This is a genomic window from Sulfitobacter sp. 1A15106 (assembly GCF_043556995.1).
GTDB lineage: Bacteria > Pseudomonadota > Alphaproteobacteria > Rhodobacterales > Rhodobacteraceae > Sulfitobacter > Sulfitobacter faviae.
Genome location: NZ_JBIFFM010000010.1, coordinates 88,588 through 101,903, shown reverse-complemented (window position 1 = coordinate 101,903; position 13,316 = coordinate 88,588). Strand labels below are relative to the sequence as shown.

The following is a 13,316-nucleotide window of genomic DNA, read 5'->3' as shown; positions in this document are numbered from 1 at the left end:
CCATTCCCATTAGGGGCAGCTGCCAGTAATCTAACGGGTGTTAGAAAATTGGTCAAGACAACTTTTCCCACCAGCCCCGCCCGTTATCTCCGATCAGTAAGACTTTGGAAGTCCAAGGGCTTTTTCTGCTATGAACGACAGAAGCATCTGCGGTGTCACCGGTACGATGCGGAACAGCAGAGCTTCACGTACCAGTCGCTCCACGTGATATTCCTTAGCATATCCGAATCCGCCAAACGTAATTTGCGCGGCTTCGGTCGCCTCGACCGCGGCGTCGGCGGCCAAAAGCTTGGCGGCGTTCGCCTCGACGCCGCAGGGTTCTCCCGCATCGTAGAGGGCTGCAGCGTGCATCACCATGAGATTGGCAGATTCCACTCGCGCCCAGGCTTTGGCGAGTGGATGCTGAACACCCTGATTTTGGCCGATCGGGCGGTCAAAAATCACACGTTCGTTTGCATAATGCGCCGCTCGCGCCAGTGCGTTGCGCGCAATACCGATGCATTCACCGGCCACCAGGATGCGTTCGGGATTCAACCCGTGCAAAATTTGCCTAAAGCCTTTGCCCTCCTCCCCGATCAGGTCCTCAGCCGGAATCGGCAATCCATCGATGAAGACTTCGTTCGAATCGACAGCCTTTCGACCCATCTTTTCGATCTCTCGCACGTCAACGAAATTTCGGTCGAGATCTGTATAGAACAGGCTCAGCCCTTCGGTCGGGCTGCTCACATCCTCTAGCCGCGTTGTTCTGGCCAGAAGCAACATCTTGTCCGCCACCTGCGCGGTAGAAATCCAGACTTTTTGTCCGTGCACGACATATCTGTCCCCCTGCCGCACCGCCATGGTCTTCAGCTTTGTGGTGTCTAACCCGGTCGTCGGTTCGGTTACGGCGAAACAGGCCTTTTCATCGCCTGCTATTAGAGGGCCAAGCATACGCGCGCGCTGCTCATCGGTCCCAAACTTCACCACCGGGTTGAGCCCGAAAATGTTCATGTGGATGGCCGAGGCTCCGCTTGCGCCGGCCCCCGACTCGGCAATTGCTTGCATCATTATGGTCGCCTCGGTGATCCCCAGACCGGCGCCGCCGACAGCTTCTGGCATGGCGATACCTAGCCAGCCGCCATCGGCCATTGCCCTGTGCAGATCATGGGGAAAACCACCGTTGCGATCCCGATCCAGCCAATAGTCGTCGTCGAACCCTGCGCAAATCCGCAGAATCTGGTCGCGAATCTCTTGTTGGTCGGCGGTCAATCGCAATGTCATAGCGCGCGCCCTCCCTCCAATCTTACGAGCCCAGCCTCACATAGGGCAGCGATCCGCTCATCGTTAAAACCAAGATCACGCAGAATGCTTTGGCTGTCTGCGCTAGGCGGTCGTCCCAGCCAACGAAGCTGACCGGGCGTCGCGCTGAGATGAGGGACCGGACCAATGACCTGGGTCTGTTCGCCGTCGACCGACACGATGTCCCCACGATGGCGTATCTGCTCGTTCGTCATGATCTCTTCGACGCTCAACACACGCGAGGCAACCGCATCATGGCGGGCGAATACCGCTTCCACTTCCTTAGCCGTGTGCTGCGTGACGAAATCATTGATCGCGTCAAAGACCACCGTCATGTGCCGCGACATCTCGCCCAATGTCGCGAACCGCGGGTCATCGGCGAGGGCATCGCCTCCGACCGCCCGCAACAGGCGCTGCGCGGTTTCCGCGCTCCCTGCCGAAACGCTCAGCCACACCCCATCGGACGTTCGGAACATCCCCCCCGGAGCAAAGTCCATCGGCTGGCGCAGCCCATTGCGTCGCGGCGAGAGGTTCGCGCCAGTCAATGCGGGAACAGGATAATCCATCAACCGAAGCAGGGCCTCGAATACTGCAATATCGACGACCTGACCGCGTACTATCCCCTTTTCGCGAGCAAATAGCGCGATCATGATTCCCAAAGCGCCCATTAGCCCTGTCGTGCTGTCAGCCGCCGGAAAGCCGGGGTGCATCGGCGGCCCGTCGGGAAAACCGGTCAGATGCGCTAATCCACTCATGGCCTCCGCAGCACGCCCAAACGCTGGCAGGTCGCGCATCGGACCGTCCTGTCCGTAACCTGAAACCCGCAAGACAACCAAGTCCGGGTTCCAATCGTGCAAGACGTCTGGCCCAACACCAGCACGTTCCAGCACACCCGGTCGGAAATTCTCGATCAGCACGTCGGCATCTTCGACCAACTTTCGCAGGATGTCCCGGCCCTCGTCGGACTTCCAGTCCAGACCTAGTGTTTTCTTGTTACGGCCCAAAGTCTTCCACCAGACGCCCACCCCATCCTCTGCCTTGGGTCCAAGGTCGCGCATCATATCCGTCCGGTTGGGGGCTTCGATCTTGATGACATCTGCACCAAAATCCGAGAGTAAAGCTGCCGCAAGTGGTCCGGCAATTACGTGACCAAGTTCTATAATCTTCAGTTGATCAAGGGGTCCAGACATCTGCACTTTCGACTTTGCTAATTTTCTAATGGTTGTTCGATTCCTAGCAAAGGCGAAGTCGGATCTCAAGATTCAAAGGTAATCACCTCCCCGAAAACGTAACCGCCCGGTTGTTACCATGGATCAGTTCATTGGCGTCCAGTTCCATGGAAGCGGTTCGTTGAGCGGGTTGGTCATGTGATTGTGGATGCGGTCGAGGATTTCGGCCAGCCAGGCTTGCCGATCGAGGCCGTTCATCTTGGCTGTCTCGACAAGGGACATCGCCCGGGACAGCGTTTCGCCACCGCTGTCGGAGCCTGCAAAAAGCCAGTTTTTTCGCCCGATGCTGATCGGGCGCATGACGCGCTCGGCGGTGTTGTCGTCGATGCCGACGCGGCCATCTCCAAGGAAGAGCTCGAATGACGGCCAGCAGCTGAGACCATAGCGGAAGGCCTTCGCGAGATCGCCCTTGCCGGGAATGCGTAGCAGTTGGGCCTCGGTCCATGCCTTGAAGGCCTAGACCATGGAGCGGGAGTGCGCCTGGCCTGCTGCCAGCCGCAGTTCCGCTGTATTTCGTGCCCTCACGAATTATGGCCAGCCGTGCGTTCTTTTAGGCCTGCGGGACGAAGCGCTCGTCTTTGGCGGCACCGAAGTGGCTCCGACATTCGGCGGTTTTCCCGAAGGCGCGCTTGAGGCGGCGGAATATGCCTACACCGTCCTTAAGATGGGTCGAGGGCGCTCAGAGAAGCGCTTATAACTGCATCTGCGTTCAGGCTGTCGCTGGGGAACCTGAAGGAGCGTTTTCTTTTTTGGGCGGCTTGATCCGGAAGAACAGTGCATAAAATACCGGAACCGCGACCAGCGTCAGGATCGAGGCGAACGCGAGGCCACCCATGATCGTCACGGCCATCGATGCGAAGAAGGCGTCTGGTAAGAGCGGAATCATACCGAAAATCGTTGTGCCCGCAGCCAGCACGACGGGCCTCAAACGGCTGACCGAGCCATCGATTACCGCCTGATAGTCCTCGACACCTTCGGCGCGTTGCTGATCGATTTCTTCCACCAGCACAATGGCATTCTTCATCAGCATCCCGGAAAGGGACAAGAAGCCGAGAAGCGCCGTGAACGTGAACGGGAGCCCCGTGAACAGCAGACCGAGAACCATGCCTGTGACCGACATTGGTACGACGAGCCACAATATCAGCGGCTGGCGCACCTTGTTGAACATCAGGATCGAGATCGTCAGCATCACGATGAGGCTGATCGGAAGCTGCTTGCCGAGACTTTCATTGGCCATCTGCTGGCTTTCGTATTCGCCACCCCACTCCATCGAATAGCCGTCGGGGAGCCGCATCGCTTCGATGTCGTCGCGCACGCTGTTGAAGGCTTCGTTCGCAGTCAGATCCGGTCGCGCACCGCCGAGGACCGTTATCGTACGCTCACGGTCGCGGCGGTGGATAAGGGCCTCGACGAGGCGGGGCTCAAAGCCGGAGACGAGGTTGGCCATCGGCACGTAATCATTTGCACCCGGCGACCAGACGGAGAGATCGCGCAAACGATCCAGCCCGTCGCGCTCGACCTCGGGAAGCCGCAGATACATCGGGATTTCGGCATCGCCTTCGCGCAGGGTGCCGACCCGCAGGCCCGAGGTGCCGTATTGCACGGTGTCGGCGATCGAAGCGCGAGTCGAACCGGCCAACCGCATGCGAGCCTCGTCGACGATGGGTTCGACGAGAATTTCGCGCTGCCGCCAGTCTGTGCGCGAGTTTGTGATCGTGCCGGCCTCGTCGAAGATCGCAAGCGCGTTATCCGATAGCTGCCGAAGGACCACCGGATCGGGTCCGGAAAATCGCACGGCGACATCGGCCCCGGCAGGAGGACCGAAGACGATCTCCTCGACGCGGATAAGAGCATTGGAGAATTGCGCCGGCAGTTCGCGATTGAGACGCGCCGCAACATCGGGGATGAGTGTGGCATCGGTCGCACGCACGATCAGCTGACCGTAGCTCGCATCGGCCTGCTCAGGGTTGTAGGTCAGCATGAAGCGGCTGGCCCCTCGCCCGACCAGTGATGTCACGTCCGTCACGATCTCCTCGCCTAAGAGGATCGCCTCCAGCCGAGCGATTTCTTCATTCGTGACTCGAATGTCCGTGCCTTGCGGCATCTGGAATTCGACGTAGAATATCGGGGTGTTCGACGCCGGAAAAAAAGCCTGTTTGACCTGACCAAAGGCCATGACCGACCAGACCGTGATTCCGACGATCGTCAGGACGACGAGCACGCGGGCGCGCAGCGCCAGCCAGAGGAAACCGCGATAGGCCGAATAGATGAAGCCGCGATAGGGGTCCTTGGAGGTGTCTTTCGGTGCCTTCAGAAGGAGCTTACCCAAATAGGGCGTGACGGTCACGGCGAGTATCCAGCTCATCAGCAGCGAAATCGCGATGACCGCGAAAAGCGAGAACAGGAACTCGCCGGTGGCATCTGGCGACAGTCCAATTCCAGAGAACGCCATGATCCCGATCACGGTGGCCCCGAGCAGGGGAAACGCTGTCGCGGTCTCGGTATCGGCGGCGGCGTCTTCGGCGGACTTGCCCCGCGCCATGCCGATCAGCATGCCTTCGGCGATCACGATAGCGTTGTCGACCAGCATACCCATGGCGATGATCAGCGCCCCGAGACTGATCCGTTCCATCTCGATGCCGAAGACAGACATGAAAAACAGCGTGGAAAACACCGTTAGGCCCAGCGTGGCACCCACGACCAAACCCGCGCGCCAACCCATGGTCAGCATCAGCGCCCCGATGACGATGGCCACGGATTGACCGAGGCCGACGAGAAAGCTCGAGACCGCTTCGTCGACGACCTTATGCTGTTCATAGATTGGTACGATCTCGACGCCGTCCGGCAATTCGGTCTTCAGCTGGTCCAGCCGTGCCTCGACCGATCTGCCGACCTCGACAACGTTACGGTCCACGAGCGCCGAGACCCCGAGGGTGAAGGCCCGCGTGCCATTGTGACGCACGATCTGGCTCGGCCGCTCCGTCTCCTCTCGGACCACGCGGGCAATGTCGTAGAGCGCAATCTGCCCGACCTCTCCGGGGGCGCCGAGCCGCAGCGCCTCTATGCCCTCGACGCTGACAAAACCCGGCGGAACGGACACACCTAGCCGAGAAAGCCCCTCGCTGATCTCGCCGTTGGAGAAAACCTGGTTCTCGTCAGCGATGATACCGAGGATCTGGTCAGGCGGCAGACCCAGTTCGGTCAGTCGCGCCGAAGGGATCGAAATGATGATCTCCTCTTCAGCCAGTCCCCGAACCTCGATCTTGGCCACCCCGTCGACGGTGACAAGTCCGCGACGCAATTTGGTCGCGAGGTCTCGCTGTTCCGTGGCGCTCAACCCATCGGCCGTCACGGCATAGAACATGCCGTAGACGTCGCCGAAATCGTCATTGATAATCGGAGACTGCGCACCGGAGGGAAGCTCTCCTTCGATGTCGCGGATACGGCGGCGCATCTCGTCCCAGACCTGCGGGATCTCGTCGGGCCCATAGGTCATCTCGATCTCGACCGTGATCTGGGCCATGCCCGGCATGGATTTCGATTCCACCCGGTCGAGCTGCTTCATCTGTTGGAGTGCGCTTTCCACGACATCGGTGACTTCCTCTTCCACCTCCATCGCCGTCGCGCCCGGATAGGGCACGAAAACGAGCGCCGTCTTGAGCGTGAAACTCGGGTCTTCGAGGCGTCCGACCGTGTTCAGCCCCCACAAACCGCCGAGAAGGCAAAAGATAATTGCCAGCCAAACGGCGACCGGACGTCGGATGCTTGCGCGGGAAATACTCATTGTCATGGTTTCGGTTTTCCGGTCCAGGATCGTTCAGAGGCCGCGAACCGCGACTGTTTCGTTTTCCTTCAGGCGCCACCACCCGCCGGACACAACCAGTTCGTCTCCGGAGAGCCCCTCAAGCACGACGATTTCGTCGTCGTTTGGCAGCCCCAGGCGGATCGTCTTACGGGACACCCGGCCGGTCCCCTCGTCATACAGCCAGATGGACGGCTCGCTCCGGCTCGTCGTGTCGATCGCTGAGACCGGGACGACTACCAACCGCGATTGCGCACCCTCCGCGGCGGCGGCTACGCGCACATTCGCCGTCATTCCGGGCAGCAATCTCGGGTCGATGGCGCCCTCGATTGCAAACTCGACGTCATAGGTTTGGGCTGTGGGGTCTGCATCGGTCACGAATGTCCGCAGATACAGAGTTGCGTCATATCCCGGCACAGCGGGGAAAGAGGCGGTTACCCTGAATGCATCGGGCTGGGCCCGTGCGATCGCGGCGAGTTCCTCGGGCAGCGAAATCCGCACCCGCATTTCACTGATGTCCTGCAACCTGGCAATCGGAGCCGCAGGGGTGACGTTCGAAAACTCCTCCAGAAAGATGCGCGCGACAATGGCCTCGAAGGGCGCCGAGATCGTGGCTTGAGCCAGACGACGCTTCGCTTCACGGAGGGCGACTTCTGCCTGGGCAAGCTGCGCGCGGTTCGTTTCAAGTCGGGCGTCGGTCGCCACCCCCCCTCTCGGTCAGACTCAACGCACGATCGTATTCGGATTTTGCGAGGTCGAAAGAGGCCTGTGCCCGGTCCAGAGCCAATTCGAAATCTACCGGGTCGAGCGCGGCGATTAAATCGCCTTTCTCGACCCGAGTCCCAGCATCTACCGCGAGGTCGGAAAGCTGACCCGAAACCTGAAAGGCAATATCCACGGTCCGGGCGGGCTCCACGCGGCCTGCCAGGCTGCGCGCCCTATCGCTATCGCGAAGCTCGGCACGCGATACTTCGACCGTGACCGGTTGGGCGATGTCTTGCTCGGCGCTCCCTTGCGCATCGGCACCGGAAACCTCATCCGTAGTCTGCGCGAAGACCTTGGATGCGAGGTTCGGGCCGAATTGCACGAGAAGGACAATGGCGAGAAGGAGGGCGACCAATCCGGCGACACCTCCTCGGAAGTATCTGGTTCTATTCGAGCTCATCGATCATGTCCTTGAATCTATCGATGGTGGCGTCTTGCTGATCGGCATCACCATCCGCGAGGCGAAGGAGCCTCTGGAAACGAAGACCCTGGATCGCCAAAAAGAGAACCATCGCCGCAGTGTCGTCCTGCGCGTCCGAACGGATGCGCTCGACATCACGGGACAGTTCTTTTCTCAGCGGGTCCAGAAGATTCGGATCCGACGCCGAAACCGCGAGAATAGCCATCGAAAGGTCATCATCGGTGCTTCCGGCTTGCAGAACTGTCTCGAGATGACCGCGCAGGGTGCGGGAACTGTGCCCTTCCGGGACCGACGCCAGACGTTCGCGGTGCTCCGCGAGCATTTCGTCGAGCAGCCCGGCCAGAAGCGCTTTCTTGGTGGCGAAGTTGTACAACACCCCACCCTTGCTGAGGCCGGATTCCCGAGCGACGGCGTCGATCGTGATCCTTCCCGCGCCTTCTCGCAGCGCAATCGCCCGCGCAGCGCCGAGAATCTTCGGCGAGGCGTTCTTCGGTTGCTTTTCCACTTGTGCAGTCACCCTGTACCGTCCGGTCGGTTAAGTCATTGGGCGAGCTAATGCGCTGCCCCGTATTTGGCAAGCGAGCTCAATCTGAAAATTTGTCTCTGTGGCCGCTACCGTAAAGTCGCAGGAATGCAGCGACCGCTTCGCGCGCATGTTGCTCGCGGTGGACAGCTCGTTTCACTGCGAGAAGGCGCGGCATAAGTAGCCCCGAAACGCAAAGGTGTATGAAGTGATCGGACGCGCGCCGGTCGTCATCGACATCGAGCGCGCCTTCGCGCGTAAGGCGCTCCAGAATCCTACCGACGAGTTCGCGAGCAGGTTTCGGGCCTGCGCGAAAATAAACCTCACCCACTTCGGGCAGTGCCTCGGAGGCGCCAACGCACGTTCGCAGGAGACGGATGTAGGTGTCGTCCAAGGTGAGGTCGACCATGCGAAGGGCGAGTTCTTCCAACTGGGCGCGCGGCTCCAAAGACGCGATCAAGGGCCGGAGGATTTCGTCCGCAAGCCGACCGCATTCGGATTCAACCACGCTCAGGAACAGTTGCTCCTTGGTCGGGTAATACGAATACATGGTTGCCTTCGACACTTTTCCTTCAGCGGCAATCGCATCGACCGTGGCTCCTTCGTAACCGCATCGGAAGAAAACCTCGCGCGCACCAATCATGACGTCGGCCATTTTTCTCACGGGCATCTCGTTCTCTCTATCCCAGGCAGGACTAGGCGGTTACAAGCTTTACTGTACCGTCTAGTGAGTATAGTAGATAGAAGTTGATTTAGCAGCAAAACGTAAAGCTGTGCGGATCTACCCCACCAAGCGCCGCTTGGCGGCTTTTTCTAGCGCCGTTTTCAATTCGTCATGGGCTTCGGGTCTGATTCTGCCTGAGTTGTTCTCGGGCGAGGGATTATCCCGCGAACAGGAGGGGTACCGTCATTCTGCCGCGCTTGCGGTCCCGACAAAGGCACCCTCGGCCTCCCAGCGGCGTGCGATCGAGCCAAGCTTGTCCAGCACGCCGCGCAGTTCCGCGCCGCGCTCAGTCAGCCCGTAGGTGACAGCGGGTGGGATGGTCATGGCCTGCTCGCGCCATACAACGCCAGCATGTTCCAGCATTCTCAGCCTCTCGGTCAGGACCCGGGTGGAAATGCCGGGCACCAAACGCTTGAGCGCGCCGAAACGCTGCGGTCCCTGCTCGGACAGAACCCAGAGTATATAGATCGTCCAAGGGCCTGTGATGACACGCAGAAGCGCCTCCATCGGGCATGAGGGGGGCTGGACGCTCTTCATCGTGGATTATCCTCGCGGTTAAAGTAATCTAGTTACTTTTAAGTGCCTACTTTCACGGACGATGCAAGACACCTAAAGGTACTTAGAGCGGAAACTGCGGCTGAACAAGCCCTTGCAAACAGGGAGTGCGGTGATGAGTGACAACGTGGCAAAGTATGTCTACTGGATCGCGACCGGCCTTGTGGCGCTGGTCTATCTGGGTGGGCGACTTTCTACATCTCATCCCACGATATGGTCGCGGGCATGTATCGCGAGGTGTTGAGCTATCCCACATACATCATCTGGCCGCTCGCGATTTTGAAGATTGTCGGCGCGGTGGTGATTCTTTGGCGCCCTTCGGCGATGCTGGCGGACTGGGCTTACGCGGCGATGTTCTGGCATCTGGTGTTGGCGTTCGGGGCGCATGTGGGCGCGGGCGATCCAGGCTGGCCACCGGCTCTTGCGACCTGGGTGCTCCTGATCGCCTCGTGGATGACAGCCAATCGCGTGCGTGCGGTAAAGTCGGCATATGCGCCGACGTTTCCGACAGAGACGAATTAATCCGATGCGGAGTTGCCACGGCGCTGGCCATCCACCCTCGGGCTTGGGGTTCAAAAGGACGACAGAATGACCGAAAGGCAGCCGACAGTGTTTGTTCCCCAAGGAGGCGGCCCTTGCTTCTTCATGGACTGGAACCCGCCTGACACCTGGGACAGGCACCGCAGCTTCCTTGAGGCTTTGCCTGCGAGCCTGCCGGCAAAGCCCAAGGCGCTTCTCGTGATCTCAGGCCATTGGGAGGAACGGGTGTTTACCGTGCAGACCAACTCCGCGCCGCCGCTGCTGTTCGACTATCAGGGGTTTCCCCCCCATACTTATCAGCTGACCTGGCCCGCGCTAGGCGATCCTACGCTGGCGGCCCGTGCAAGCGAGCTATTGAATGGCGCGGGTTTTGAAACCCGGGCCGACGCCACGCGTGGCTTCGATCATGGGGTGTTTGTTCCGCTAAAGGTGGCTTTGCCTGAGGCCGACATACCTACCGTCCAACTGAGCCTGCGCGACGATCTCGACGCTGAGGCGCATCTTGCTGCTGGTCGCGCGTTGGCGCCCTTGCGAGACGAAGGTGTTCTGATCATCGGGTCCGGCAACACCTATCACAACATGGGCAAGATGATGCGGGCGATGAGGGGCGGACCCGATGGCCCGGTGAACGGCGGCGACTTTGACCGATGGCTCACGGGTGCGGTGACCTATGAAGACCCCGGGGCGCGCCGCGCCATGCTGGCTGCTTGGGATCGGGCACTCGGCGCACGCGACGCCAATCCGCGCGAGGAACATCTAATTCCATTGCACGTCGTGGCCGGCGCCGCGCTTGCGGATCGGGGGGAAAAGACCCTCGAGGATCACGTATTGGGCGCGGTCGAAAGCGCGTTCAGATTTGGATAGGACCAGATATGTGCTTCGAACTTCCCTTGCGGCAGGGTCCGCGCCCCGAAGCCACCGAGTGCGCCCCGCATGAGCAAGTGTCGCAGAACTCCTCGGCCGAGATTCACGCATTGTTCAAGCAGAAGGCCTTCGCCCTGCCCTTCGTCGAGCGTTGCCGATCGGGTATTTCGGTCCCCGGCGCCGAGGCATTAGTCCTGCCGCGGCCGCATGCCTGCGGCCCGCGCGAAGCCTTCATGATCGGACGCGAATTTGAGCATGTGCATCCCGCCTATGACGGTTCGTCGCACATGATGCTGCCGCTGCCGGCGATTGAGGAACTCATCGCGAAGGGATGGGGCGAACAGCACCCGATGGCCTCGGCCGGATACATCCCGGCCAATGCGATCATGGCCTTTGCTCCACGCGATGAGGCAGAGGTCGATGTGATGATCAAAATCCTGACCACAAGCTGGGGTTTCGCGCGCGGCAAGCTGGCGAATCCCGCCCCCACCCAAATCCACGATTGATCGCAAGCGCGCTTGCAGAAACATCAAGATAAGAGAGATACCATGTCCAACATCCAGAACGGCCCCTTCATCGTGACCGGCGCGTCCGGACAACTTGGCCGGCAGGTGGTCGACCTGCTGGTTCAGGCAGGTGCCGGGCCGGTCATCGCGATCTCGCGCACTCCCGACAAGCTTGCCTATCTGGCGGGAAAAAGAGTCGAGGCGCGCGAGGGCGATTTCAACGACCCGGCTTCTCTTGAAGCAGCCTTCGCGGGCGGCAAGCGTCTCCTCATCATCTCCACCGACGATCTGGAGCCGGGCAAGCGGCTCGCAGCTCATTCCAATGCGATTGCTGCGGCCAAGACGGTAGGTATCGACCACATCGTCTATACCTCCTTCGCAGGCCCAGTCGCGGAAAGTCCAATCGGATTCGCTCAAGACCACGAAGGGACCGAGAAGCTGATCACGGAAAGTGGGGCGGATCATTCGATCCTGCGCAACAATATGTACACCGACTTTCTGTTGATGGGCGGCCAGCAGAGCGTCGCCATGGGCACGCATTTCTCCGCCGCAGCAGATGGCAAGACCGGATATGTGACACGCGCGGATTGCGCCCGTGCCGCAGCCGCGGCGCTAATGAAAGCTACGGGAAGGAAGACCCTCGATATCACCGGGCCGGAGACGGTCAGCCAGGCCGAGGTCGCGGCGATCTTGTCCGAAATTGCGGGTAAGGAAATCCCCTATGTCGCCCTGCCCGCCGAGGATCTGGTGCAGGCGATGATCGCAAATGGACTGCCGGAGTTCATGGCGAGGGTCTTTGCCTCCTTCGACGAAGCAATCGCGCAGGGCTATCTCGATGTGGCCAGCGGCGATCTCGAATCGCTCACCGGCAAGCCCGGACAGTCGGTGGCCGATTTCCTGGCCGCTAACCGCGCGGCGCTTCTTCAGGCGCCGCAGGAACAATAATGCTGGAAAATGTCATGAGGCTTTACAACGCGAACTTCTCACCGAATGCGCTGCGTGTACGGGCGGTGGCGCACGAACTGGGCGTGGAACTCGAAATCGTCGAGGTCGACATCCGTGCCGGGGACAACCGCGCGGCGGAATTTCTTGCCCGCAATTCAAATGCAAAGGTGCCTGTTTTGGAGGACGGGAATTTCGTGCTCTGGGAGTCCCGGGCGATCTGTGCCTATCTGGCCGGGATCCGGCCCGAGGCAGGGCTCTATCCTGATGGCCTCAAGACGCGGGCCCTCGTCGATCAGTGGGCCTGGTGGCAAGCCATCCACCTTGGCCCGGCGATGCAGAAGTTGTCCTTTGAGCTGTTCCTCAAAGAGAAATTCGGCATGGGCGATCCTGATCCTACTGTGGTCGAAGTGGAACGGAAAGCCACCGATCAGTTCCTTGCCGTTCTGGAAACCGGACTCGACGATAAGGATTGGATTGCAGGCGCACTCAGCCTTGCCGACTTCTATCTGGCGACCACATTCATGTATCGCGACCAAGCGGGGATTTCGCTGGACGAATTCCCCAGAATCGCGGGCTGGATCGGACGGCTTGAAGCGCGTGACAGCTGGCAGAAGGCCGTAGCACCGCTTCTTGCGCTCTTCGCCTGACATCGCGCTCGCCGCGATGATTGAACGATCTGCATCACGTCCGGCGATCGGCCCGCTATCAGATTTAGACATGAGCAGGAAGCGTCGCATGACAGAAATTAGCCGCAGACAGCCGCGACAACCAACCTGACAAGAGTTCCTCCGGAAGCAATGCGGCGGTTTTGGGATGTAAATGCTGTGTCTCATCCCGATCTTTAGAGTTTTCGCGCGGGGTGTATTCATCAGGTCCGATAACTCAGCATCCGTCGCGCCAATGGAGCACGTGCCGTTCGTCCAAGACAAAGACTGATCTCACAGCCTCCGCGAGCGGGATGCCGAGCACAGTGTAACCGTGCAGGACAGCTATGCGGGTGTCACTGTTCCCTTAATTCTTGGACGCTGATGTATGTGACCGTTCAGAACGCGGGGTCATGCTGCCCTGAGCAAGGGTGGTGTAGGACTTATGAAGCTCGCAATGTTGCCTGCAATAGGCTGCTTCGGGGCTTCATATTTCGTTCGTTCGGACAGGTCCCCGTTC

The 13,316-nt window shown here is 60.0% G+C and carries 13 protein-coding genes and 1 pseudogene; 5 read left to right on the top strand and 9 right to left on the bottom strand.

Translation table 11 applies throughout. The features are described from left to right. Nucleotides 1-93 precede the first annotated feature (93 nt). From ACGYKA_RS15655 to ACGYKA_RS15615, 9 genes and pseudogenes are all read right to left on the bottom strand, one after another. Entirely contained in the window at nucleotides 94-1,260 is a 1,167-nt protein-coding gene (locus ACGYKA_RS15655) for an acyl-CoA dehydrogenase family protein (RefSeq protein ID WP_176441060.1), read from the bottom strand. Then, a complete protein-coding gene (locus tag ACGYKA_RS15650; RefSeq protein WP_088626191.1) occupies nucleotides 1,257-2,468 on the bottom strand; it encodes a CaiB/BaiF CoA-transferase family protein in 1,212 nt (403 codons plus the stop codon). The genes ACGYKA_RS15655 and ACGYKA_RS15650 overlap by 4 nt, the downstream gene beginning before the upstream one ends. Before the next feature lie 123 nt (nucleotides 2,469-2,591). Next, a pseudogene (locus tag ACGYKA_RS15645) lies at nucleotides 2,592-3,014 on the bottom strand (transposase); the annotation flags it as partial. 202 nt (nucleotides 3,015-3,216) lie between these two features. Then, complete coding sequence (locus ACGYKA_RS15640) at nucleotides 3,217-6,297, bottom strand: efflux RND transporter permease subunit (protein ID WP_088626193.1); 3,081 nt, start codon at nucleotides 6,295-6,297, stop codon at nucleotides 3,217-3,219. 27 nt (nucleotides 6,298-6,324) lie between these two features. Beyond that, complete coding sequence (locus tag ACGYKA_RS15635) at nucleotides 6,325-7,014, bottom strand: efflux RND transporter periplasmic adaptor subunit (RefSeq protein WP_394439180.1); 690 nt, start codon at nucleotides 7,012-7,014, stop codon at nucleotides 6,325-6,327. Beyond that, on the bottom strand, nucleotides 6,992-7,474 hold the full coding sequence (locus tag ACGYKA_RS15630; RefSeq protein WP_394439178.1) for a biotin/lipoyl-binding protein: 483 nt from the start codon (nucleotides 7,472-7,474) through the stop codon (nucleotides 6,992-6,994). The genes ACGYKA_RS15635 and ACGYKA_RS15630 overlap by 23 nt, the downstream gene beginning before the upstream one ends. Then, nucleotides 7,461-8,000 (bottom strand): TetR/AcrR family transcriptional regulator, encoded by a 540-nt coding sequence (locus ACGYKA_RS15625; RefSeq protein ID WP_088626210.1) that lies wholly within the window; start codon nucleotides 7,998-8,000, stop codon nucleotides 7,461-7,463. Before ACGYKA_RS15625 ends, ACGYKA_RS15630 begins: the two co-directional genes overlap by 14 nt. A gap of 79 nt (nucleotides 8,001-8,079) precedes the next feature. Beyond that, nucleotides 8,080-8,688: a TetR/AcrR family transcriptional regulator gene (locus ACGYKA_RS15620; protein ID WP_043753118.1), complete on the bottom strand. Its 609-nt coding sequence runs from the start codon at nucleotides 8,686-8,688 to the stop codon at nucleotides 8,080-8,082. A gap of 237 nt (nucleotides 8,689-8,925) precedes the next feature. Then, entirely contained in the window at nucleotides 8,926-9,279 is a 354-nt protein-coding gene (locus ACGYKA_RS15615) for a helix-turn-helix domain-containing protein (RefSeq protein WP_229737775.1), read from the bottom strand. 243 nt (nucleotides 9,280-9,522) lie between these two features. Here ACGYKA_RS15615 and ACGYKA_RS15610 point away from each other — a divergent pair, with 243 nt between their 5' ends. The 5 genes from ACGYKA_RS15610 to ACGYKA_RS15590 all read left to right on the top strand — a co-directional run bounded on the left by ACGYKA_RS15610 (nucleotide 9,523) and on the right by ACGYKA_RS15590 (nucleotide 12,799). After that, nucleotides 9,523-9,819, top strand: a complete 297-nt coding sequence (locus ACGYKA_RS15610) for a hypothetical protein (RefSeq protein ID WP_233145771.1) — start codon at nucleotides 9,523-9,525, stop codon at nucleotides 9,817-9,819. Nucleotides 9,820-9,942: 123 nt separating this feature from the next. Then, nucleotides 9,943-10,701 carry a class III extradiol ring-cleavage dioxygenase gene (locus ACGYKA_RS15605; protein ID WP_271690108.1) on the top strand — a complete coding sequence of 253 codons (759 nt, stop codon included), beginning with the start codon at nucleotides 9,943-9,945 and terminating at the stop codon, nucleotides 10,699-10,701. Between the two features lie 8 nt (nucleotides 10,702-10,709). Beyond that, complete coding sequence (locus tag ACGYKA_RS15600; protein ID WP_088626197.1) at nucleotides 10,710-11,207, top strand: luciferase family protein; 498 nt, start codon at nucleotides 10,710-10,712, stop codon at nucleotides 11,205-11,207. 42 nt (nucleotides 11,208-11,249) lie between these two features. Further along, entirely contained in the window at nucleotides 11,250-12,152 is a 903-nt protein-coding gene (locus ACGYKA_RS15595) for an NAD(P)H-binding protein (RefSeq protein ID WP_394439175.1), read from the top strand. Nucleotides 12,153-12,166: 14 nt separating this feature from the next. Continuing rightward, nucleotides 12,167-12,799 (top strand): glutathione S-transferase family protein, encoded by a 633-nt coding sequence (locus tag ACGYKA_RS15590; protein WP_043753153.1) that lies wholly within the window; start codon nucleotides 12,167-12,169, stop codon nucleotides 12,797-12,799. Nucleotides 12,800-13,316 lie beyond the last annotated feature (517 nt).